This window comes from Nocardioides epinepheli, assembly GCF_037936805.1.
In the GTDB taxonomy this organism is placed as follows: domain Bacteria; phylum Actinomycetota; class Actinomycetes; order Propionibacteriales; family Nocardioidaceae; genus Nocardioides.
Map to the genome: position 1 here is coordinate 163,027 of NZ_JBBMMC010000004.1, position 21,361 is coordinate 184,387.

Genomic DNA, 21,361 nt, shown 5'->3' on the forward strand with positions numbered 1-21,361 from the left:
GTACGTGGACTCCGCGACAGGGTCCCTGACCAGACAGGCCCAGCACGTGTCAGCCCACCGCACCCGCACCGACCGGTGTCCCGGCGTCCTGCGCCCCTGGGAGGCCGCCGACGGCCTACTCGTCCGGCTCCGGCTGATCGGCGGCCGGGTCTCCTCGACGTCGCTGAGGCTGCTGAGCGAGGCGGCCGAGGCCTACGGCGACGGCCGCGTCCACGTCACATCGCGGGCTAACCTCCAGGTCCGCGGCCTCCCCGGCACCGACGGCCGGCTCGACGACGCCGCGGTCCGGGCGATCGAGGAGACCGGACTGCTTCCGGCCCCCACCCACGACCTGGTCCGCAACGTCATGGTGTCGCCGCAGACCGGACTCGCCGGCGGGCGCGCCGACCTGCGACCGGTCGCCGAGGAGCTAGACCGCCGGATCCGCGCCTCCGCCGAGCTCGCCACGCTCCCAGGGCGCTTCCTGTTCGTCCTCGACGACGGCCGCGGCGACCTGATGGAGCGCACCTGCGACCTGGGCGTCGTCGCGCTCGACGCCGACGTCGTCGCGCTGCGGGTCGGGACACACTGGGCAGGCGTCGTGCCATGCCGCGACGCCGCGGCCAGGCTGGCCGGACTCGCCGACCTGTTCCTGACGGTCCGGGGGAGCGGACGAGCGGCCCGGTGGCACGTCGCCGATCTCGACCGGCCGCTGGTGACACCGACCGCGGCTGACCCCCGGGTGCCGGAGCCGGCTCCACCGCTTCCGTACGGCCAGGTGCCCGGCGGCCGGCACGTTCCGGTCCCCGAGGGCGGCCTGGACCGCGACGCCGTGCTCGCACTCGGCGCCGAGGCCGACCAGCTCGTCGTGACGCCCTGGCGCGGCGTCCTCGTCCCGGGAGTAGGAACACATGGCTGAGCCGCGTCGGCCCGCACGGCACTACGAGTACGTCGACAGCGGGCCCGAGATCTACCTCGACTCCTTCGCCACCATCAGGCGCGAGGCCGACCTCGCCGCGATGCCACCGGACGCGGAGAAGCTGGCCGTGCGGATGATCCACGGCAGCGGCCAGGTGGACCTGGCTGCAGACCTCCTGGTCCACCCACGCCTGGTCGCCGCCGCGCGAGACGCGCTGGAGGCCGGGGCCCCGATCCTGTGCGATGCCACGATGGTCGCCACCGGGATCACCCGCAGCCGGCTCCCGCGCGACAACGACGTGGTGTGCCTGCTCAACGACGAGCGGGTGCCCGGCCTGGCGCGGACCTGGGGGACCACGCGCACGGCGGCCGCGGTGTCGTTGTGGGAGCCGCACCTCGACGGAGCCGTGGTGGCCATCGGCAACGCGCCGACCGCGCTCTTCCACCTGCTCGAGACGATCCTCGACGGCGGCCCGCGCCCGGCCGCGATCGTCGGCTGCCCGGTGGGCTTCATCGGCGCTGCGGAGTCGAAGCAGGCCCTGGTCGAGCTCGGAGCCGCGCACGCCATCGACCTCCCCTACGTCACCGTCCGCGGCCGGCGGGGCGGCTCGGCCATGACCTCCTCGGCCCTCAACGCACTGGCTCAGGAGGCGGAATGACCGGGCACTTCCACGGCGTCGGCGTCGGCCCCGGCGACCCGGAGCTGATCACGCGCAAGGCGGCACGTCTCATCGCGCAGGCCGACGTGATCGCCTACCACGCCGGCGTCGGCAAGAGCTCCAACGCGCGGCGCATCGCGGCCGAGCTCTTCCCTGCCGGGGTGATCGAGGAGCAGCTGACCTACCCGGTCACCACCGGCTCGACCGACCATCCGGGTGGGTACGCCGGAGCCCTGGCCGACTTCTACGAGGAGTCGGCGGCGAGGCTGGCCGGCCACCTGGACGCCGGGCGCGACGTCGTCCTGCTGTCCGAGGGCGACCCGCTCTTCTACGGCTCCTACATGTACATGCACGACCGTCTGGCACAGCGGTACCCGACCGAGATCGTGCCGGGGGTGCCCGCGTTCCTGGCTGCCACCGCAGCCGTCGCCAGTCCGCTGGTCCGCCAGACCGACGTGCTGACCGTGCTGCCCGGCACGCTTCCCGAGCCCGAGCTGGCCCGGCGCCTGGCGGGCACCGACGGGGCGGTGATCATGAAGCTGGGGCGCACCTTCCCCGCGGTGCGTCGCGCTCTGGAGGCGGCCGGGCGGCTCGACGACGCCCTGTACGTCGAGCGGGCGACCACGCCGGAGCAGCGGTGGCTGCCGGTCGCCGACGTCGAGGCCGAGACGGTGCCGTACTTCTCGCTGATCGTGGTCACCGGCGACTCGCGCAACGGCCCGCGCTCGCGCGGCGCCGAGCGGGACCACGCTGCCGCCCCCACCGTGGCAGCGGCCGAGCTGCTGGTGGTGGGGCTCGGCCCCGGGCCGGAGTGCTGGCTCACTCCCGAGGTGTCCATGGCGCTGGCGGAGGTCGGCCACGTCGTCGGCTACGGGCCGTACGTCGACCGGGTGCCGCAGCGGGCGGGACTGACCCGGCACGCCTCGGGCAACACCGTGGAGGTCGACCGGGCCCGGCACGCACTGGACCTGGCGACGTCGGGGGAGAGGGTCGCGGTCGTCTCCGGCGGCGACGCGGGCGTCTTCGGGATGGCGGCCGCGGTCTTCGAGGCCGCCGAGGACCCGGCATACGCCGGCGTCTCGATCCGGGTGCTGCCCGGGGTCAGCGCGGTGCAGGCGGTGGCCGCCCGGGCGGGGGCACCGATCGGCGCCGACTTCGCCGTGGTCTCCCTCTCGGACCGGCTCAAGCCGTGGACGGTCGTGGAGCGACGGCTGCGGGCGATCGCCGAGGCCGACCTGGTGCTGGCCATCTACAACCCGGCGTCGCGCTCGCGCACCGAGCAGATCGCGACCGCGCGTCGGGTGCTGCTCGAGCATCGCACCCCGGACACCGTCGTGGTCGTCGGTCGTGCCATCGGTCGCGCCGACGAGTCGCTGACCGTGACCACGCTCGGCGAGCTCGACCCGGCGAGCATCGACATGTCATGCCTGGTCATCGTCGGTGCCGGCTCCACCCGGGTCAGCCCGGCCGGCGTCTGGACCCCCCGATTCGTGGCGGACGGCGGCGACCACTGGTGACCGTCCACTTCGTCGGAGCCGGCCCGGGCGCGGCCGACCTGCTCACGGTGCGCGCGACCAGGCTGCTGGGCCAGGCGCAGGTGGTGCTCTACCCGGGCACCTATCTCGACCCCGAGGTGCTGGGCCACGTGAGCCCGGACGCCGAGCTCGTCGACACCCAGAACCTCGACCTGGACCAGATCATGGAGCGGCTGGTCTCCGCACGCGACGTCGTGCGGCTGGTCTCCGGGGACCCGTCGGTCTACTCCGCGCTCGCCGAGCAGACCCGCCGGCTCGACGCCGCCGGCGTGGCGTGGGATGTGACGCCCGGCGTTCCGGCCTACGCCGCCGCGGCCGCCGAGGTCGGCCGGGAGCTGACCGTCCCGCTGCTGGCCCAGTCGGTGGTGCTGACCCGCACGCAGGCGCGCTCGACGCCGCTGCCGGACACCGAGTCGCTGACCGCGTTCGCGCGCACGCGGGCGACCTTGGTGCTGCACCTGGCGATCACCCATACCCGTGGGCTGATGAGCGAGATCGAGCCGGAGTACGGCGCCGCGTGCCCGGTCGTCGTCGTCTACCGCGCGAGCCAGCCGGACCAGCGCATCCTGCGCGGCACGGTCGCGACCATCGCCGACCGGGTCGAGGAGGCCGGGCTCCGGCAGGCCGCGGTGATCCTGGTCGGTCGCGCCCTCGACCCGCGGCCGGGCGGCGAGTCGTACCTCTACGACCCCTCGCGCGAGCGGAAGGCCCACTGAGTCACGGCCCGCGCCGGCGTCCAACCGGTGAAGCCGCCGATCGGGGCGGCGGTCTCGACGGCGATCCGGGTGAGCTCGCCACCGTGCTCGGCGTACGCGGAGGCGAGCAGCTGCTCGGTCTCCAGCGTCACGCCGTGGACGACGAGCCGGCCGCCGGGCCGCAGCGCGCTCCGGCAGGCCTCGAGGACGCCGGGGACGCTCGCGCCTCCGCCGACGAAGATCGCATCCGGGGCCGCCAGCCCGGCGAGGGCGGCGGGTGCGCAGCCGTTGACGACCTGGAGGACCGGGACGCCGAGGGCGGCGGCGTTCCGCGAGATCCGCTCGGCCCGGTCGGGGTTCGTCTCGACCGCCGTCGCGGTGCAGGACGGATGCGCGCGCAGCCACTCGATCGCGACCGACCCGGCACCGGCGCCGACGTCCCACAGGTGGGCGCCGGGCACCGGGGCCAGCCGGGCGAGCGCCGAGGCCCGCAGGTCGCGCTTGGTGAGCTGGCCGTCGTGCTCGAACGCGGCGTCGGGGAGCCCGGCGACCCACGATCCGGCCGGGGGTCCGAGGAGCTCCACCCCGATGACGTTCAACCGCGGCGACGTCGCGGCCCAGCCGCCGGCGGTGCCGTCGACCCGGGAGAAGCCCGCCGTCCCGAGGTCGCCGAGCACGTGCATCGTGCTCGCGCCGTACCCGCTCCGGGTGAGCAGGCCGGCGACCTCGGCAGGGGTGTTCTCGTCGGCGGAGAGCACGAGCACCCGGCGCCCGGGCGCGAGCTCGCGCAGGACTAGCTCCGCGCGCCGTCCGACCACGGTGACGACGGCGCACGACTCGGCCGGCCACCCGAGCTCTGCTCGCGCCAGGGCCACCGAGGAGAGGGCGGGCACGATCTGCACCCGCTCGGCCCCGAGGAGCTCGATCAGGGTGGATCCGACGCCGGAGACCAGCGGGTCGCCGGAGGCGAGCGCGACCACTCGGTCGAGCCCAACTCCGAGCCGGTCGGCGAGACCGTCGAGCAGGGCGGGGAGCGCCTCGCGCATCGGCGAGGGCCACGGCTCCCGGTGCTGGCCGGGGACGTCGGGGAGCAGATCGAGGTGACGTCGACCGCCCATCACGACCGGAGCTGCCAGCACCTGTTCCCGAGCCGCCGCGGAGAGACCGGCCAATCCGTCCGCACCGATGCCGACCACGATCACCACGCCGCCAGACGCTATCGTGTCCGGCGACAGGCACGAGGTGCCCCAACGGTCCGATCATCGGAAACGGTGCGAACGACCGGCGGGGAGAATCTGGGAAGCCGGTGAGACTCCGGCACAGGCCCGCTGCGGTGAACCGAGCCGATGCTCCGAGCATCGGACTCGACAAGTCCGAAGACCGGCCTCGCGCCCGACCATGATCCATGGCGAATCGAGCGGGAGCCTCAGATGCCGGAGCAGTACCCCTTTTCAGCAGTCGTCGGCTGCGCGGCCGACGAACTCGACGACATGGGCCTCGCGTTGGTCCTCACCACGATCTCGCCCGAGATCGGCGGGGTCCTCGTGCGCGGTGAGAAGGGCACGGCGAAGTCGACCACCGTTCGTGGCCTGGCGGCCGTGCTGCCGCCGATCGAGGTGTACGCAGACGACCGGTTCGCCACCGACCCCGCCGACCCCGGCGCCTCCTCGCCGGACGGCCCCTTCGGCTCCGACGCTGAGACGCGCACCCGGCCGGTGCGCCTGGTCGAGCTCCCGGTCGGGGCCACCGAGGACCGGGTGCTGGGCTCGCTGCACCTCGAGCGTGCCCTCTCCCACGGGAGAGTCGAGTACGAGCCCGGGCTGCTGGCCCGTGCCCACCGGGGGATCCTCTACGTCGACGAGGTGAACCTGCTCCACGACCACCTGGTCGACCTGCTGCTCGACGCGGCCGCGATGGGGCGCGCCACGGTGGAGCGTGACGGCGTCTCGGTCGAGCACGCCGCCCGGTTCGTGCTGATCGGCACCATGAACCCCGAGGAGGGCGAGCTGCGCCCGCAACTGCTCGACCGGTTCGGGCTCACCGTCGAGGTCGCCGCCTCGCGGGACCCGGCGCGGCGCGTCGAGGTGGTCCGCCGACGGATGGCCTACGACGCCGACCCGGTGTCGTTCGCCGCCGGCTACCGCGACGCCGACCGCGCCCTCACCGACCGGATCGAGTCGTCACGAGAGCGGCTGGGCAAGGTCCGGCTCACCGAGCCCGCGCTGCTCAAGATCGCCGAGGTGTGCGCCGCGTTCGAGGTCGACGGACTGCGCGCTGACATCGTGACCGCGCGGGCGGCGCTCGCCCATGCCGCCTGGGAGGGCCGCGACGAGGTCACCCGCGCCGACATCCGCCGCGCCGCACTGCTGGCGCTGCCGCACCGCCGCCGTCGCAACCCGTTCGACGCACCGGGGATCGACGAGGACCTGCTCGACCGGGTCCTCGGCGACGAGGAGCTGCCGCCCGAGCCACCGGAGGGTCAGGGTCCCGAGGAGCAGGCGGGCCCCGACAGCGAGGGCCCCGACGGCGAGGGCCCGACGAGCGACGCAGCGCGGGACGCGACGGCGGACGCACCTCCCGAGGGCTCCGACGAGCCGTCCGACGTCGCCGGGGAACCGCGGCAGGCGCCGCCGGGCGGGGGATCGGCGCCCACCTCGACCGTCGCCGCCGCGGCCCCGTATCGGCCGCGCCTGTTGACCGTGCGGGGCCTGGGCGCCGGCGATGCGGGGCGCCGCAGCCGCGCCGTCGCCACCACCGGACGTCGCGTGGGAGCCCGCCCGGGCTCGTCCGGCTCGCTCGACCTGGTCGAGACCCTGAAGGCAGCGGCCGCGCAGCAGCCGTCCCGTCCGCGTACGGGGCGGATCGACGTCCGCGGTGCCGACCTGCGGATCGCGGTGCGCGAGGGCAGGGAGGCCAACCTCGTCCTGTTCTGCGTCGACGCCTCGGGCTCGATGGCCGCGCGTCGCCGGATGACCGAGGTCAAGACCGCGATCCTCTCGCTGCTGCTCGATGCCTATCGCCGCCGCGACAAGGTCGGCCTGATCACCTTCCGGGGGGCCGAGGCGGCGATCGCGCTGCCACCCACCCGCTCGGTCGACATCGCCGCCGCGCGGCTCGACGAACTCCCGGCCGGCGGACGCACGCCGCTGGCCGAAGGGCTCCTGGAGGCCGCCCGGGTGCTGACCCGCGAGCGACTGCGCGACCCCCGGCTGCGACCGCTGCTGGTCGTGGTCACCGACGGCCGCGCCACCGGTGGCGCGGACGCCGTCGCGCGGTCCCAGCAGGCCGCCGAGCACCTCGCCGGTCTCGGCGTCACCACCGTGGTCGTCGACGGCGAGAGCGGGCCGATGCGCCTGGGCCTCGCGCGCCGGCTCGCCGAGCTGCTGGGCGCCGAGCATCTCCCGGTCGGCGACGTCAGTGCCGAGGCGCTGGCCGGCACGGTGCGCGACCGCACCCAGAGGGGAGCGGCCTGATGCCACAGGGCAAGCCCGCCGTCGTCCCCGACGACGGTCTCACCACGGCGCAGCGCCGCCGCCTGCCACTGCTGATGGTCAACACCGGAGACGGCAAGGGGAAGTCGAGCGCCGCGTTCGGTCTCGCGATCCGGGCCTGGAACCAGGGCTGGGACGTCGGGGTCTTCCAGTTCGTGAAGTCGGCCAAGTGGCGCATCGGCGAGCAGACCGTTCTCGAGCGGCTCGGGCGACTGCACGAGGAGACCGGTGAGGGCGGCCCGGTCGAGTGGCACAAGATGGGCGCCGGCTGGTCGTGGTCGCGCAAGGGAGGAAGCGTCGAGGACCACGCGCGCGACGCCGCCGAGGGCTGGGCCGAGGTCAAGCGCCGGCTCGCGCAACAGCGCCACGACCTCTACGTGCTCGACGAGTTCACCTACCCGATGGAATGGGGCTGGGTCGACGTCGACGACGTCGTCTCGACCCTGCGCGAGCGCCCCGGGCGGCAGTTCGTGACGGTGACCGGCCGCCGCGCCCACCCCGCTCTCGTCGAAGCGGCCGACCTGGTGACCGAGATGACCAAGGTCAAGCACCAGATGGACCGCGGCCAGAAGGGGCAGGCGGGCATCGAGTGGTAGCCCTCCCACGACTCGTGATCTCCGCCTCGGCCACCGGCCAGGGCAAGACCACCGTCGCGACCGGCCTGATGGCGGCGCTGCGCGAGGCCGGCCACGCCGTCAGTGGCCACAAGGTCGGACCCGACTACATCGACCCCGGCTACCACGCACTCGCCACGGGGCGCCCGGGACGCAACCTGGACCCGCACCTGGTGGGGGAGGAGCAGATCGTGCCGCTCCTCCTGCACGGCGCCCGCGACGCCGACGTCGCGGTGATCGAAGGCGTGATGGGTCTCTACGACGGCCGCCTGGGCACCGACGGCTTCGCCTCCACCGCCCACGTCGCGGCGCTGACCCGCACCCCGATCGTGGCGGTGCTCGACATCGACCGGCTGTCCCGCACGGCCGCGGCGATCGCCGCCGGGCTGGCCGCCTACGACCCGGACGTGACCATCGCCGGTGTCGTGCTCAACCGGGCGGGCTCGCCGCGCAACACCGCCGAGATCACCCGATCGCTCGAACGCACCGGCATCCCGGTGCTCGGCGTCCTTCCGCACGACGACCGGCTGACCGCGCCGTCGCGTCATCTCGGCCTGGTCACCGCCGCCGAGCGCGACGGCTCGGCCCGCACCATCCACGACCTCGGCGAGCAGGTGGCACGCCATCTCGACCTCGACGCCCTGGTCGACGCCGCGCGCGCCGCGCCCGACCTCGACGCCGAGCCGTGGTCCCCGCAGACGGTGCCGGCCGGCCCGGGTCGCCCGGTCGTCGCGATGGCCGGCGGACGTGCCTTCACCTTCCGCTACGCCGAGACCGAGGAGCTGCTCGCGGCAGCCGGTTGTCGCGTCGAGTCGTTCGACCCCCTGACCGACCCGGCTCTCCCGCACGGCACCCAGGGCATCTACCTCGGCGGCGGCTTCCCCGAGATGTACGCCGGTGAGCTGGCCGCGAACACCGCCCTGCTGCACGACCTGCGCACCGCGGTCGCCGACGGCGTCCCGACGGTCGCCGAGTGCGCCGGTCTCCTCTACCTCGCCGAGTCGCTCGACGGCGTCCGCATGGCCGGTGTCGTCGCGGCGTCCGCGGCGATGTCTGAACGACTCACGCTGCGCTACCCCGTCGCGACCGCGGTCGCGGACTCGTTGCTCACCCGGATCGGGGAGCAGGTCACCGGGCACGAGTTCCACCGCACCCGCACGGTCCCCGACGCCGGCGAGCACCCTGCCTGGGAGATCGACTCGGCACCGACCGGCTTCGCGACGGCCACCCTGCACGCCTCCTATCTCCACACCCACTGGGCCGGCCACCCGCGGCTCGCGCAGCGCTTCGCCGACGCCGTGCACGCGACCGCACCACACCGCGGCTCCAGCCCGCCTCCGGCCTCCGCCCGCGAGTCCCGGCGGGCGCCGGCAGACCCCCTGCGTCACCACGGCGACGTCGAGGCGACGCCCGGGCTCCTCGACTTCGCCGTCAACGTCTTCGACGGGCCCCGACCGCGCTGGCTCGACCACGCCCTGCGCGAGGCGATCGCGGACGCCGCGGCCTACCCCGACGCCGGTCGCGCGGCCGACGCCGTGGCGGCCAGACACCGGCGCCCGGTCGCGGAGGCGCTGGCCACGGCAGGTGCGGCCGAGGCCTTCTCGCTGATTGCGAGGCTGCGGGCGTGGCGTCGTCCGGTGGTGGTCCACCCACAGTTCACCGAGCCGCACGCGGCCCTCGCCCAGGCCGGCCACCTGGTCACAGAGGTGCTGTGCCGCCCCGACGACGGCTTCGTCCTCGATCCTGGTGCGGTCCCCGACGACGCCGACCTGGTCGTCGTCGGCAACCCGACCAACCCGACCGGAGTGCTGCACCCGGCAGCCACGCTCCTGCGGATCCTGGAGGCAGGCCCCTCGGATCGGGTCGTCGTCGTCGACGAGGCGTTCATGGACGCGGTGCCCGGTGAGCCCGAGACGCTGGGCGGGGAACGCGTCCCCAGCCTCGTCGTGGTGCGCAGCCTGACCAAGCACTGGTCCATCCCCGGCGTCCGGGCCGGCTACGTCGTCGGCGACGACGAGGTCGTCGGGCGCCTGGCCGAGCTCCAGACGCCGTGGGCGGTCTCGACCGCCGCGATCGCGGCCACCGTGGCCTGCACGGCCGCGCAGGCCGGGCCCGAGTCGTACCAGCGGGCCGTCACCCTCGGCGACTGGCGCGGGGTCCTCGAGCAGGGCCTGCGCGAGCGCGACGTCGAGCACGTAGCCTCGGCGGCGCCGTTCGTGCTGGCGCGGGTCGGCGACGGCGTCCATGACGCGCTGCGCGGGCGTGGCGTCGCCGTGCGCCGGGCCGACACGTTCCCGGGGCTGGATGCCAGCTGGGTGCGCATCGCGGTCCGCCCGCCGGTGCTCACCGCCCGACTCCTCGCCGCCCTCGACGCCGTCGCACCATCCCATCGGACCCCGAGACCATCTCGAAGGACGCATCCATGACCTCCCTCGCCGCCCCCTCCGACACCGCCCGCTGCGAGGCCGAGGCTCGCCTGGGCGCCCTCGCCACGCCGCCGGGAGCGCTGGGCCGTCTCGGCGAGCTCGGAGTGTGGGTCGCCTCGTGTCAGGGCGAGGTGCCGCCCGCACCGGTCACCGACGTCCGGCTCGTCGTCTTCGCCGGGGCCTGATGCCTCCTGCGCGCGCCGTCGGACTCCTGATCGGCTTCGCCGCCGACCGGGCGTTCGGCGACCCGCGGCACTGGCACCCGGTCGCGGGGTTCGGGACCTGCGCGGCGCGGCTGGAGCAGACGACGTACGGAGACTCCCGCACTCGCGGCCTCCTCCACGAGGGCGCGCTCGTCGGCGGGGCGGTCGCCGTCGGACTGCTGCTCGACCGCATCCCGGTGGCGCGGACCGCAGTCGTCGCGGCGACTACCTGGGTCGTGCTCGGCGGGCGCTCGCTGGAGCGGGAGGCCGCCGCCGTCCACGCACGCCTTGCGCGCGGCGACCTCCCCGGCGCCCGGGCTCGGGTCCGGCGCTTGGTCGGTCGCGACACCGAGCACCTCGACGCCGTCGAGGTGTCCCGCGCGGTCGTGGAGTCCGTCGCGGAGAACACCTCCGACGCGGTCGTCGCGCCGCTGCTGTGGGGAGCGATCCTCGGGCCGGCGGGACTCCTCGGCTACCGCGCCGCCAACACCCTCGACGCGATGGTCGGGCACCGTAACGCCCGGTACGAGCGATTCGGTTGGGCGGCCGCGCGTCTCGACGACCTCGTCAACCTGCCCGCCTCGCGGCTGTCGGCCCTGCTCGTCCTGGCCGCGGAGCCCGCACGGGCGCACCGGGCCTGGCGCGCCTGGCGCCACGACGCCGCCGGACACCCGAGTCCGAACGGCGGCGTGGTCGAGGCAGCCTTCGCGGGCGCACTCGGCGTCCGGCTGGGCGGAACCAACCGCTACTACGGCGACCGCACCGAGGACCGCGCGATCCTGGGCGACGGACGACCGGTCGAGCCCGGCGACATCCCGGTCGCGAACCGGCTGGCTCTCCGAGTCGGTGTGAGCGCCGCTCTCGCGGCTGCGTTCCTCGGGGCCCGGCGATGACCCGCCACCAGGTGCTGGTGGGGATGTCGGTCAGCGACGTCGACCGCCGCGACGAGCTGCGGGCCGCAGCCAAGAACCACCAAGCCACACTGGCCTTCCTCCAGATGGGCGACCCGTCGTTGTCGGCCGAGCTCACCCGCCTGGCCGACGCCGGCGCCACGACGATCACGCTCGTCGGCGTCGACACCGGGCCGATCGCCCCAGGTCACTCCTGGTTGCGTCGGATCGCCGGCCACTGGTGGCGCGAGCGTTCCGGCTCCCGTCCGGAGATCCTCGTGGCGTCGTCGCTCATCGCCGATCTCGACGCCTACGAGAAGGCCCGCACCCTCACGCGTCCGATCACCGGCGCGGAGCCAGGGCTGACCTCGGCCGCGTGGGAGCAGGTGACCGGACATCGGCACCAGGTGCTGGTCTGTCGCGGCCCGCGATGCACGGCCAAGGGCGCCGAGGACTCACTGCGTGCCCTGCTCCTGGGCATGATCGAGCACCGGATCGGCGACTCCGACGTGCTCGTGGTCCACACCGGGTGTCAGTTCCCCTGCAACCAGGCGCCGGTCCTCAGCATCCAGCCCGACGACGTCTGGTACGGCGGCGTCGACGCCGCCGCAGCCACCCGGATCGTCGGCGAACACCTGGTCGGGGGACACGTCGTGGAACGACACCGACTTGCCCGGAACACAGGGCAGAACACCTGCTAGCGTTGGCACCACGGATGCGAGGAAGCCGGTGGGAATCCGGCACAGTCGCGCTACTGTGACATCGCCCGAAGGGGCGGTGAAGTCAGACCCGAGTGTCCGTTGATCCCATTGACCGGGGGCGCAGTCACCCCCTGAGGAGGACACATGTCGCAGTCCATTTCGGCCATCCCAGCGCCCTCTGCCGGCGCCGTCGAGGTTCCCACCATCCCGTTGCGCGAGCTCGCGCCATGGGCGCTGTTCTTCGGGCTCCTCGCCGTGCTGGTGATCTTCTTCGTCAGCGCCGACCAGGGTGCGATCTCGATCCCGTCCGGGACCGCGATCCACGAGTGGGTCCACGACGGCCGGCACCTGCTCGGCTACCCCTGCCACTGACCGGAACCAGCAACCCGGCGTCCGTCTCGCCGTCACCGCCCGGCAGCTTGCCTTGCTTGCCGTGGCGGCGGTCGTGGCGACCTCCCGAACGGAACAACTCGATGAACGCACGCGCATTCCTCATCCGCGGCCTGCTCGCCGGCCTGGTCGCCGGACTGGCCACCTTCTTCGTGGCCTACCTGGTCGCCGAGCCACAGGTCGAGGCCGCCATCTCACTCGAGGACGCCGGTGCGTCCGGCGAGCCGGCGGCCGAGGCGCACTCCCACGACCACGACGAGGCCGCCCACTCCCACTCGCACGGTGAAGAGGGCGGCGCCGAGGTGTCCCGGAGCACCCAGCGCACCTGGGGCCTGCTCACCGGGACCCTGACGATCGGCCTCGCCCTCGGCGGGATCGTGGCTCTCGTCTCGGCCGGCGCGGTCGGTCGAATCGGTCGACTCCTGCCGGGTCAGACCGTCGCGCTGGTCGCACTGATCGGGTTCGTCTCGGTGGCCCTGGTCCCGTTCCTGAAGTACCCCGCAAATCCACCGGCCGTCGGCAGTGGCGACACGATCGGCGACCGGACCGCGCTCTACTTCGGCTTCCTGCTCCTGTCCGTGCTCGCCGCGGTGGCGGCGACGTACGCCGCGGTCAGGCTGCGCGGCCGCATCGGCACCTACGGCGGCACCGTGATCGGCGCGGCCGGCTACCTGGTCGTGATGGTGGCCGCGGCGGAGGTCTTCGCGACTGTCAACGAGCTCGGCGACTTCCCGGCCGACGTGCTCTGGTATTTCCGCCGAGCCTCGCTCATCACCCTGGCCACGATGTGGGGCGTGCTCGGCGTCGTCCTGGCCGGCCTCGTCGGACGCCTTTACCGCCGAGAGGCGGCCGACGCCGATCGAAGGGCGCTGGCAGCGAGTCTGTGATCAGAGCCTGAGCACGCGGCCTGCGACGACCAGATGCACCTCGTCGCAGGCCGCGGCGATCTCCTGGTTGACCCGTCCGAGCAGGTCTCGGAACAGCCGGCCCGAGCGATGGGCGGGGACGACGCCGAGACCGACCTCGTTGGTCACCAGCACGACGTCGTCCCGGCCACGGATCACGTCGGCGGCCTCCTCGACCAGGCCGCGGACGACGGTCTCGGCCTCCGCGCTCGGGGAGTCCCACAGTGCCCGCTCGTCGAGGACGGCGCTCAGCCACGTGCCGAGACAGTCGACGATCACCGGCCCGCGGATTCCGAGCGCGGCCGCGAGGTCGCGAGCCTCCACCGTCGTCCACGTCGGTGGGCGACGGTCCTGGTGGGCCTTGACCCGTGCCGCCCAGTCGGGGTCGGCGTCCTCGGCGAGCGTCGGGCCCGGTGCGACGTAGGTCGCCGGCCCGGGCACGAGGGACTCCGCGTGGCGGGACTTGCCCGAGCGGACACCGCCGGTGACCAGGATCCTCATGCTCTCTCCCTCACCCAGGCGACGGCTTCGTCGACCGTGTGCACGGTGGTGACGCCGATCGGGCCGGCGGGCCGGCGGACGACGACGACGGGGATCGCCAGATCCGCGGCCGCCTGCAGCTTCGGCCACGTGTGGCTGCCGCCGGAGTCCTTGGTGACCAGCACGTCGCTCCCGTGGCCGCGCAGCACGGCCAGCTCGCCGTCGAGCGTGTAGGGGCCGCGGCTCGTCACCAGCCGCCACGGACTCGGCAGGTCCAGGTCCGGTGCGTCGACCACGCGGGCCAGGACCTGTCTCCGGCGAAGGGCGGGCACGAAGCGGGCCAGCTCCTGGCGGCCGATCGTGAGGAAGGGGCGCGCACCGAGGTCGGCGGCCGCGGCGGCCGCGGCGTCGTGGGTGTCGACCAAGTGCCACCTCGGGTCCGGGTCCCACCCCGGACGCTCCAACCGCAGCAGGGGTACATCGGTGCAGGCGGCCGCGGCGTTCGCGGTCATCCCGGCAGCGAAGGGGTGCGTGGCGTCGACGACCGCGTCGAACCGCGTCAGGGCCGCCCGCAGCCCGTCGACCCCGCCGAACCCGCCGATCCGCACCGTGCCGACCGGGAGCCGGGGCCGGGCCACCCGGCCGGCCAGCGAGCTCGTCACGTCGACGCCGTCCCCGACCAGCCGAGCCGCCAGGTCGCGGGCCTCACCGGTGCCGCCGAGCAGGAGCAGCCTCATGCCGCGCCGCCCGGGGATCTGCCTAGCGGTATAGAGGGCGGGTGTGCGGGTGCTCCGTGCCGGGCGAGATCGAGCAGGGCGCCGACGTCCAGATGCCGCTCGACCAGGTCGCCGAGCCGGTCCAGGCGTCGCTCGCGGGCAGCGGGGAAGGAGGCCCGGCTCGCGACGCCGAGTGCCTGGGCGAGATAGGTCGCGCGGTGGTCGTCGTCCTCCATCGCCCCGTGCACCATCGTGCCGACGACCTGGCCGCGGACGTGCTCGCCCGCGACCCGCCCGTGGTGGATCTCGTAGCCGGCCGGCTCGTGGATTCGCAGCGCCTTCTCGGGGCCGAAGGTGGTGTCGAGGTCGAGCAGACCGAGACCCTCGACGGTTCCCGGTGGGCCCTCCACGCCGTGCGGATCGGCGATCGTGCGCCCGAGCATCTGGCAGCCGCCGCAGATGCCGAGGACCGGCCGGCCGCGACGCACGTGGGCCCTGATCGCATGGTCGAGACCATGAGCGCGCAGCCAGGCCAGGTCGGCGATCGTCGCGCGGGTGCCGGGCAGGACGACGAGGTCGGCGTCCGCCAGGTCGCGCGGAGCGGACGCGAAGACCACGTCGAGGTCGGGCTCGAGTCCGAGGGCGTCGACGTCGGTGAAGTTGCTGATCCGGGGGAGCCGCACCACTGCCACCGTGCGCGTCCCGCCGCCGTCCGCACGGCGTCCGTCGAGGTCGAGGGCGTCCTCGGAGTCCAGCCAGAGCGCCGGATCCCACGGCAGTACGCCGAACACCCGACGTCCGGTGAGGCCTTCCAGCGACTCGAGGCCGGGGGAGAGCAGTGCTCTCTCTCCGCGGAACTTGTTCACGACGAACCCTGCCACCAGATCCTGGTCGGCAGGTTCGAGGAGCGCCAGAGTGCCGTACATCGCCGCGAAGACGCCGCCACGGTCGATGTCGCCCACCACGATCGTCGGCAGGTCGGCATGGCGGGCCAGCCCCATGTTCACGAAGTCCCCGGCGCGCAGGTTGATCTCGGCCGGGCTGCCGGCGCCCTCGGCGACGACGACCTCGAAGCGCCCGGCGAGGTCGTCGTAGGCCTCGTGGGCCGCGCGCGCGAGGTGTCGTCTGCCGCTCTCCCAGTCGCTCGCGCTCACCTCGCCGGCCGGCTCTCCCATGAGCACGACATGGCTGCGCCGGTCGCTGCCGGGCTTGAGCAGCACCGGGTTCATGGCCGGCTCGGGGGTTACGCCGGCCGCCAGCGCCTGCACCCACTGGGCGCGCCCGATCTCCGCCATCGAGCCGTCGGGCGAGCGGCACACCATCGAGTTGTTCGACATGTTCTGCGCCTTGTACGGCGCCACCGCGACGCCGCGCCGAGCGAAGGCGCGACACAGCCCGGTCGTCACCACGCTCTTGCCGGCGTCCGAGGTGGTCCCGGCGACCAGCAGGCCGCTCACGACGAGCGTCCGGTGGGTGCGCGCAGGAGGTAGACGTCCATCACCCAGCCCGCCTCGCGCCTGACCCGGATCCGGGCCGCCTCGATCTCCTCGAGGACCTCGCCGACCCGACCGGCCACCAGCGACTGGGTGTCGGTGCCCAGGTTCGCGCCCCACCAGATGGACCAGTCGTCCAGCCCAGCCAGGTCGAGGTGGGCGTTGAGCATGACGCACAGGTTCGTCTGGCCGGCCGCGATGCTCTGCCGCAGGCGGCGGCCGGTGGTCAGGTGGACCGGACGGCCGACCGGGTGCAGCACGATCCGATGGGCTGCGGCCAGCACTTGCGGCGCGCTGATCCCGGGCAGGACGTCGTAGTCGATCGGCAGGCGCTCGGAGAGCCCGTCGACGATGCGGATCGTCGAGTCGTACAGCGACGGGTCGCCCCACACGAGGAACGCCGCGGTGCCGCCGCGCTCGCGCAGCACGGACTCGTAGGCGGCCACCCGCGCCTGGTGCCACGCGGCGACCGCACGTGGGTAGTCGGCCGGGTCATCGCGGTCGCGCTCGGGATCGGGGACCGGCACGACCTCGACGCCGGACGCCTCCGCGATCGCCCGGCGCACGGCCAGCAGGTCGTCGTCGGCCGACTTCGCGGCGGCCACGACGTAGTCGCAGGTCCGCAGTGCGGCGCCGACCTCGGCCGTGACGTGCTGGGGCCCCATGCCGACGCCGAGGATCCGGACCTTCATGCCTCGACGCCGTCCTCCAGCTCGCCCTCGACCTCGAGGTAGACCTGCTGCATCGCGGCCAGCGTGCCGGCGTCGGGCTCGGCCCACAGGCCGCGGTGGGCCGCCTCGTGCAGTCGCTCGACGATGCCGCGCAACGCCCACGGGTTCGAGGTGCGCAGGAACCGCTGATTGGTCTCGTCCAGGACGTACTCCTGGGCCAGCCTCTCGTACATCCAGTCGTGCACGACGCCGGCGGTCGCGTCGAAGCCGAACAGGTAGTCGACGGTCGCGGCCAGCTCGAACGCGCCCTTGTAGCCGTGTCGCTGCATGGCCGCGATCCAGCGCGGATTGACCACGCGGGCCCGGAAGACGCGTGCGGTCTCCTCTGCGAGGGTCCGGGTCCGTACGGCGTCCGGGGAGGTGGAGTCGCCGACGTAGGCCTTGGGCTCGGCTCCGGTCAGCGCCCGGACGGTGGCGACCATGCCGCCGTGGTACTGGAAGTAGTCGTCGGAGTCGGCGATGTCGTGCTCGGCGGAGTCGACGTTCTTGGCGGCCACCTTGATCCGGCGGTAGTTCGCGCGCATGTCGTCGGCGGCCGGTGCTCCGTCGAGTCCGCGGCCGTAGGCGAACCCGCCCCAGGCGGTGTAGACCTCGGCGAGGTCCTGGTCGTCGCGCCACGTCCCGGACTCGACGACCTGCAGGATGCCTGCGCCGTACGAGCCCGGCTTGGAGCCGAAGATCCGGGTAGCGGCCCGGCGTGCGTCGCCGTGCTCGGCGAGGTCGGCGAGGTAGTGGGCCCGCACGTGGTTGCGGTCGGCGGGCTCGTCCAGCTCGGTGACCATCCGTACCGCGTCGTCGAGCATGGCGACCACGTGGGGGAAGGCGTCGCGGAAGAAGCCGGAGATGCGGACGGTGACGTCGATGCGCGGGCGGTCGAGCTCGTCGAGCGGGATCACCGACAGCGCGCTGACCCGACGGGACTCGGCGTCCCACTCCGGGCGGACCCCCAGGAGTGCGAGCACCTCGGCGACGTCGTCGCCCGAGGTGCGCATCGCCGAGGTGCCCCACACCGACAGGCCCACCGAGGCGGGGTAGTCGCCGGTCTCCTCCAGGTACTTGGCGACCAGCGAGTCGGCCATGTGCCGGCCGGTCTGCCAGGCGAGCCGGGACGGCACGGCGCGCGGGTCGACGGTGTAGAAGTTCCGTCCCGTCGGTAGCACGTTGACCAGGCCGCGCAGCGGGGAGCCGGAGGGCCCGGCGGGCACGAAGCCGCCGTCGAGGGCGTGCAGCACCGCGTCGAGCTCGTCGGTGGTGCGGGCCAGGCGCGGCACGACCTGTGTCGCGGCGAAGGTGAGCACCTGCCGCACGTCCTGGTCGTCGTGGAGGTCGCCGACGACCGCAGGGTCCCAGCCGGCCTTCTCCATCGCCTCCACCAGTCCCCGGGCCTGGGCCTCGAAGGCGTCGGTCTCGGCGGCCGAGGCGCCGTCGGCGAGGCCGAGCGCGGCGCGCAGACCGGGGACGGCGTTGCCGACCCCACCCCACACCTGTGCCGCGCGCAGGATGGAGAGCACCAGGTTCACCCGCGCCTCGCCCGTGGGTGCGGCGCCGAGGACGTGCAGTCCGTCGCGGATCTGGGCGTCCTTGATCTCGCAGAGCCAGCCGTCGACGTGGAGCAGGAAGTCGTCGAACTCCTCGTCCCCGGGGCGCTCCTCGAGGCCGAGGTCGCGGTGCAGCTGTGCGGCGTGCATGAGCTGCCAGATCTCGCCGCGGATGGCCGGCAGCTTGGCCGGGTCCATCGCGGAGATCTTGTCGTACTCCTCGAGCAGCCCCTCGAGCCGGGCGATGTCGCCGTAGGACTCCGCGCGCGCCATCGGCGGCACCAGGTGGTCGACGATCGTGGCGTGGGCTCGTCGCTTGGCCTGAGCGCCCTCGCCGGGGTCGTTGACCAGGAACGGGTAGATCAGCGGCATGCTGCCGATCGCCGCGTCCGGACCGCAGGAGGCCGACAGTGCGGCGTTCTTGCCGGGAAGCCACTCCATCGAGCCGTGCTTGCCGAGGTGGACGACGGCGTCGGCGCCGAATCCGTGCTCCAGCCAGCGGTAGGCGCCGAGGTAGTGGTGGCTCGGCGGGAGGTCGGGGTCGTGATAGATCGCGACCGGGTTCTCCCCGAAGCCGCGTGGCGGCTGGATGAGCAGGACGACGTTGCCCGCGCGCAGCGTGGCAAGCACCAGCTCGCCCTGGTCGTTGACGAACAGCGATCCGGGGGAGGGGCCCCACTTCTGGACCATCGACTCGCGCAGGTCGTCGGGCAGGTCGGCCGTCCACGCGTCGTAGTCGGCCTGGCTGATGCGCACGTGCGCGTCACTGAGCTGGGCCGAGGTCAGCCACTCCTCGTCCTGACCGCCGGCGGCGATCAGGGCGTGGATCAGCGCATCGCCGGCGGCGGTGTCGTCGTCGAGGTCGAGCAGCGGCAGCACGACATTGTCCGCGCCCAGGTCGTAGCCGCTGTCCCGCAGACGGCGCAGCATCTGGATGGCGGAGACCGGGGTGTCCAGGCCCACGGCGTTGCCGATCCGCGCGTGCTTGGTGGGGTACGCCGAGAGCACCAGCGCCAGTCGCTTCTCGGCGTTCGGGAGGTGTCGCAGACGGGCGTGGTTGACAGCGATACGAGCCACGCGTGAGCAGCGCTCGGCGTCGGCGACGTACGCCGGCAGGCCGGCCGGATCGTCCGAGTCGATCTCCTTGAAGGAGAACGGCGCGGTGCTGATCCGCCCGTCGAACTCCGGGATCGCGATCTGGCCGGCATAGTCGAGCGGGCTGACGCCGTCGTCGGAGGCCTCCCACTCCGCTCGGCTGTTGGTTAGGCACAGCCCCTGCAGCACCGGAATGTCCAGGGCGGCCATCCGCTCGACGTCCCAGGCCTCGTCGTCACCACCGGCACTCGCCGCCGCGGGCACGGAGCCGCCGGCGGCGAGCACGGTCACGATCACGGCGTCCAGGGTGCCGAGCGCGGCGTACAGGTCGTCGGGTGCCGAGCGCAGCGAGCCGGCGAAGATCGGCACACCCACTGCTGCGCCGGTGTCGTCGATGGCCTCGCACAGCGCCCGGGCGAACCCGTTGTTGCCGCTGACCTCGTGCGCGCGGTAGTAGAGGACGCCGACCCGCGGCCGGTCGGTGGGCCGCTCGGCCATGCCCCAGGCGGGGACCTCCGCGGGCGGTTCGAAGCCCTCGCCGGTGAGCAGCACGGTGTCGGAGAGGAATGCGTGCAGCTGGCCGAGGTTCTCGGGCCCGCCCTCGGCGAGGTAGCGATGGGCCTCGGCGGCGACGCCGATCGGCACGGTGGACAGCTCCATCAGCTCCGCGCTCGGCTGCTGCTCGCCGCCGAGTACCACCACCGGCCGGTCTCCGACGAACAGCGCCTCGCGCCACGGGTCCAGGTCGTGCGGCGAGCCCAGGAGACGCACGACCACCAGGTCGACGTCCTCGAGCACCGGCAGCGAGCGCGCCGGATTCGCCCACACCCAGTCGGCACCGCTGGCCCGCGCGGACAGCAGGTCGGTGTCGGACGTCGACAGCAACGCGATACGGACAGACGGCTCGGCCATCGCCGGGTTCCTCCTCCGGGGTTCTCGCCCCGTCGATCGGTCGGAATGCCGGTGGTCAGTGTCTGGCTGGTCGTCGAGCGACATCACAGTGGCGGAACCGCCCCGGAATCACACCGGGTTCCTGCTCCACAGGCGAGGCCGAGCCTACGGGACGATGCGTCGGTGGAGCCATCGGGTCCACCTCGTCCGCCACGGTCGGTGAGGTCTGCGGCGATCCGTTCGACGTCGCGATGAAGGGCGGCGAGCTGTTGGTGAGCAGCCGCCGAGGGGCTCGAGCGGGGGACCACGACGTGTAGCTGCAGTGCCCTGTCACCGGCCCGGCCCCCGCCCGAGCCGGTGACCACGGCAGCCGTGGCGGGTCAGTCCTCCAGGCGCTGGGCGACGTCGACCACGCGGGTGACGAGGTGATCGAGCGCGGCGTTCGCGGTCTCGTCCACGCCGTCGCCTCCGGTGACCACGCCGACGCCGTACGGGTTGCCGTCGGCGAACTTGATCTGGTCGGTGTAGCCGGGCGGCACGATGATGCCGCCGAAGTGGCAGAACGTGGTCAGCATCGCGAGCAGGGTCGTCTCCTGCCCGCCGTGCCTGGTCTGGCTGGAGGTGAACGCGGCGTACACCTTGTCGGCGAGCCTGCCCTCCTGCCACAGCGGGCCGAGGGTGTCGATGAACGACTGGAGCTGGCTGGTGACGTGGCCGTAGCGGGTGCCGGAGCCCATGATCACGGCGTCGGCCCAGTCGATGTCCTCGGGCTCGGCGACCGGCTGGCCGCCGACGGAGGCGGCGTGCGCGGCCCAGCCCTCGACGCTCTGGACGACCTCGTCCGGTGCGGTCTCCCGGACCCGGCGCAGGCGCACCTCGGCGCCCTTGGCCTCGGCGGTCGCGGCCATCCGCGACGCCATCGCGTGGGCCGTGCCGTAGCTGGAGTAGTAGATGATTGAAAGTTTGGTCATGTGGCCACCGTAGTGGGGGGCCGCGAGAGCCGCCCGCCGA

General features: G+C 73.7%; 19 protein-coding genes and 2 riboswitches. Of the genes, 12 read left to right on the top strand and 7 right to left on the bottom strand.

Going from position 1 to position 21,361, the window contains the following annotated elements; genetic code table 11:
• The first annotated feature begins 46 nt into the window (after positions 1 to 46).
• Genes WMR31_RS07410 through WMR31_RS07425 form a run of 4 tightly spaced genes read left to right on the top strand, consistent with a single transcriptional unit; the run spans position 47 to position 3,807 of the window.
• Positions 47 to 898 carry a ferredoxin-like domain-containing protein gene (locus tag WMR31_RS07410; RefSeq protein ID WP_340538146.1) on the top strand — a complete coding sequence of 284 codons (852 nt, stop codon included), beginning with the start codon at positions 47 to 49 and terminating at the stop codon, positions 896 to 898.
• Positions 891 to 1,556, top strand: a complete 666-nt coding sequence (locus WMR31_RS07415) for a precorrin-8X methylmutase (RefSeq protein WP_340538147.1) — start codon at positions 891 to 893, stop codon at positions 1,554 to 1,556. Before WMR31_RS07410 ends, WMR31_RS07415 begins: the two co-directional genes overlap by 8 nt.
• Positions 1,553 to 3,073 carry a precorrin-2 C(20)-methyltransferase gene (locus tag WMR31_RS07420; RefSeq protein WP_340538148.1) on the top strand — a complete coding sequence of 507 codons (1,521 nt, stop codon included), beginning with the start codon at positions 1,553 to 1,555 and terminating at the stop codon, positions 3,071 to 3,073. Before WMR31_RS07415 ends, WMR31_RS07420 begins: the two co-directional genes overlap by 4 nt.
• Complete coding sequence (locus WMR31_RS07425) at positions 3,070 to 3,807, top strand: cobalt-precorrin-4/precorrin-4 C(11)-methyltransferase (RefSeq protein WP_340538149.1); 738 nt, start codon at positions 3,070 to 3,072, stop codon at positions 3,805 to 3,807. The genes WMR31_RS07420 and WMR31_RS07425 overlap by 4 nt, the downstream gene beginning before the upstream one ends.
• On the opposite strand, the gene cbiE is transcribed toward WMR31_RS07425, so the two are convergent.
• On the bottom strand, positions 3,774 to 4,991 hold the full coding sequence (cbiE, locus tag WMR31_RS07430) for a precorrin-6y C5,15-methyltransferase (decarboxylating) subunit CbiE (protein ID WP_340538150.1): 1,218 nt from the start codon (positions 4,989 to 4,991) through the stop codon (positions 3,774 to 3,776). The two genes, WMR31_RS07425 and cbiE, sit on opposite strands and share 34 nt — an antisense overlap.
• Before the next feature lie 49 nt (positions 4,992 to 5,040).
• Positions 5,041 to 5,189: riboswitch (cobalamin riboswitch) on the top strand.
• Between the two features lie 27 nt (positions 5,190 to 5,216).
• On the opposite strand from cbiE, the gene WMR31_RS07435 reads away from it, so the two are divergent.
• The 8 genes from WMR31_RS07435 to WMR31_RS07470 all read left to right on the top strand — a co-directional run bounded on the left by WMR31_RS07435 (position 5,217) and on the right by WMR31_RS07470 (position 13,388).
• On the top strand, positions 5,217 to 7,259 hold the full coding sequence (locus tag WMR31_RS07435; protein ID WP_340538151.1) for a VWA domain-containing protein: 2,043 nt from the start codon (positions 5,217 to 5,219) through the stop codon (positions 7,257 to 7,259).
• Positions 7,259 to 7,873, top strand: coding sequence for a cob(I)yrinic acid a,c-diamide adenosyltransferase (gene cobO, locus WMR31_RS07440; protein ID WP_340538152.1), 615 nt, complete (start codon positions 7,259 to 7,261; stop codon positions 7,871 to 7,873). The genes WMR31_RS07435 and cobO overlap by 1 nt, the downstream gene beginning before the upstream one ends.
• 14 nt (positions 7,874 to 7,887) lie before the next feature.
• The gene (gene cobBC / locus WMR31_RS07445; RefSeq protein WP_340538153.1) at positions 7,888 to 10,317 is read left to right on the top strand and encodes a bifunctional hydrogenobyrinic acid a,c-diamide synthase/histidinol phosphate aminotransferase CobBC; all 2,430 of its coding nucleotides are present in this window, start codon (positions 7,888 to 7,890) and stop codon (positions 10,315 to 10,317) included.
• The gene (locus WMR31_RS07450; protein ID WP_340538154.1) at positions 10,314 to 10,502 is read left to right on the top strand and encodes a nicotinate-nucleotide--dimethylbenzimidazole phosphoribosyltransferase; all 189 of its coding nucleotides are present in this window, start codon (positions 10,314 to 10,316) and stop codon (positions 10,500 to 10,502) included. The genes cobBC and WMR31_RS07450 overlap by 4 nt, the downstream gene beginning before the upstream one ends.
• Entirely contained in the window at positions 10,502 to 11,413 is a 912-nt protein-coding gene (gene cbiB, locus WMR31_RS07455; RefSeq protein ID WP_340538155.1) for an adenosylcobinamide-phosphate synthase CbiB, read from the top strand. Before WMR31_RS07450 ends, cbiB begins: the two co-directional genes overlap by 1 nt.
• Positions 11,410 to 12,111 carry a (2Fe-2S) ferredoxin domain-containing protein gene (locus tag WMR31_RS07460; RefSeq protein WP_340538156.1) on the top strand — a complete coding sequence of 234 codons (702 nt, stop codon included), beginning with the start codon at positions 11,410 to 11,412 and terminating at the stop codon, positions 12,109 to 12,111. Before cbiB ends, WMR31_RS07460 begins: the two co-directional genes overlap by 4 nt.
• 144 nt (positions 12,112 to 12,255) lie before the next feature.
• Positions 12,256 to 12,483 (top strand): CbtB domain-containing protein, encoded by a 228-nt coding sequence (locus WMR31_RS07465; protein ID WP_340538157.1) that lies wholly within the window; start codon positions 12,256 to 12,258, stop codon positions 12,481 to 12,483.
• A gap of 101 nt (positions 12,484 to 12,584) precedes the next feature.
• Positions 12,585 to 13,388 (top strand): CbtA family protein, encoded by an 804-nt coding sequence (locus WMR31_RS07470; RefSeq protein ID WP_340538158.1) that lies wholly within the window; start codon positions 12,585 to 12,587, stop codon positions 13,386 to 13,388.
• Here the strand turns inward: WMR31_RS07470 and WMR31_RS07475 are convergent, their stop codons facing one another.
• From WMR31_RS07475 to wrbA, 6 genes are all read right to left on the bottom strand, one after another.
• Positions 13,389 to 13,907, bottom strand: coding sequence for a bifunctional adenosylcobinamide kinase/adenosylcobinamide-phosphate guanylyltransferase (locus WMR31_RS07475; RefSeq protein ID WP_340538159.1), 519 nt, complete (start codon positions 13,905 to 13,907; stop codon positions 13,389 to 13,391).
• On the bottom strand, positions 13,904 to 14,623 hold the full coding sequence (locus tag WMR31_RS07480) for a cobalt-precorrin-6A reductase (RefSeq protein WP_340538160.1): 720 nt from the start codon (positions 14,621 to 14,623) through the stop codon (positions 13,904 to 13,906). Before WMR31_RS07480 ends, WMR31_RS07475 begins: the two co-directional genes overlap by 4 nt.
• Complete coding sequence (locus tag WMR31_RS07485; protein WP_340538161.1) at positions 14,620 to 16,059, bottom strand: cobyric acid synthase; 1,440 nt, start codon at positions 16,057 to 16,059, stop codon at positions 14,620 to 14,622. The genes WMR31_RS07480 and WMR31_RS07485 overlap by 4 nt, the downstream gene beginning before the upstream one ends.
• Positions 16,056 to 16,787 carry a precorrin-6A synthase (deacetylating) gene (cobF, locus tag WMR31_RS07490; RefSeq protein WP_340538162.1) on the bottom strand — a complete coding sequence of 244 codons (732 nt, stop codon included), beginning with the start codon at positions 16,785 to 16,787 and terminating at the stop codon, positions 16,056 to 16,058. Before cobF ends, WMR31_RS07485 begins: the two co-directional genes overlap by 4 nt.
• Positions 16,784 to 20,371: a cobaltochelatase subunit CobN gene (gene cobN / locus WMR31_RS07495; RefSeq protein WP_340538163.1), complete on the bottom strand. Its 3,588-nt coding sequence runs from the start codon at positions 20,369 to 20,371 to the stop codon at positions 16,784 to 16,786. The genes cobF and cobN overlap by 4 nt, the downstream gene beginning before the upstream one ends.
• Positions 20,372 to 20,407: 36 nt before the next feature.
• Positions 20,408 to 20,534, bottom strand: a riboswitch (cobalamin riboswitch).
• A gap of 196 nt (positions 20,535 to 20,730) precedes the next feature.
• Positions 20,731 to 21,321: an NAD(P)H:quinone oxidoreductase gene (gene wrbA / locus WMR31_RS07500; RefSeq protein WP_340538164.1), complete on the bottom strand. Its 591-nt coding sequence runs from the start codon at positions 21,319 to 21,321 to the stop codon at positions 20,731 to 20,733.
• Positions 21,322 to 21,361 lie beyond the last annotated feature (40 nt).

Bases quoted from the DNA above. Each gene is read 5' to 3' on its own strand.
- WMR31_RS07415 (WP_340538147.1), top strand. From the start codon at position 891: ATGGCTGAGCCGCGTCGGCCCGCACGGCACTACGAGTACGTCGACAGC.
- WMR31_RS07420 (WP_340538148.1), top strand. From the start codon at position 1,553: ATGACCGGGCACTTCCACGGCGTCGGCGTCGGCCCCGGCGACCCGGAG.
- WMR31_RS07435 (WP_340538151.1), top strand. From the start codon at position 5,217: ATGCCGGAGCAGTACCCCTTTTCAGCAGTCGTCGGCTGCGCGGCCGAC.
- cobO (WP_340538152.1), top strand. From the start codon at position 7,259: ATGCCACAGGGCAAGCCCGCCGTCGTCCCCGACGACGGTCTCACCACG.
- WMR31_RS07450 (WP_340538154.1), top strand. From the start codon at position 10,314: ATGACCTCCCTCGCCGCCCCCTCCGACACCGCCCGCTGCGAGGCCGAG.
- cbiB (WP_340538155.1), top strand. From the start codon at position 10,502: ATGCCTCCTGCGCGCGCCGTCGGACTCCTGATCGGCTTCGCCGCCGAC.
- WMR31_RS07460 (WP_340538156.1), top strand. From the start codon at position 11,410: ATGACCCGCCACCAGGTGCTGGTGGGGATGTCGGTCAGCGACGTCGAC.
- WMR31_RS07465 (WP_340538157.1), top strand. From the start codon at position 12,256: ATGTCGCAGTCCATTTCGGCCATCCCAGCGCCCTCTGCCGGCGCCGTC.
- WMR31_RS07470 (WP_340538158.1), top strand. From the start codon at position 12,585: ATGAACGCACGCGCATTCCTCATCCGCGGCCTGCTCGCCGGCCTGGTC.
- WMR31_RS07475 (WP_340538159.1), bottom strand. From the start codon at position 13,907: ATGAGGATCCTGGTCACCGGCGGTGTCCGCTCGGGCAAGTCCCGCCAC.
- WMR31_RS07480 (WP_340538160.1), bottom strand. From the start codon at position 14,623: ATGAGGCTGCTCCTGCTCGGCGGCACCGGTGAGGCCCGCGACCTGGCG.
- cobF (WP_340538162.1), bottom strand. From the start codon at position 16,787: ATGAAGGTCCGGATCCTCGGCGTCGGCATGGGGCCCCAGCACGTCACG.
- cobN (WP_340538163.1), bottom strand. From the start codon at position 20,371: ATGGCCGAGCCGTCTGTCCGTATCGCGTTGCTGTCGACGTCCGACACC.
- wrbA (WP_340538164.1), bottom strand. From the start codon at position 21,321: ATGACCAAACTTTCAATCATCTACTACTCCAGCTACGGCACGGCCCAC.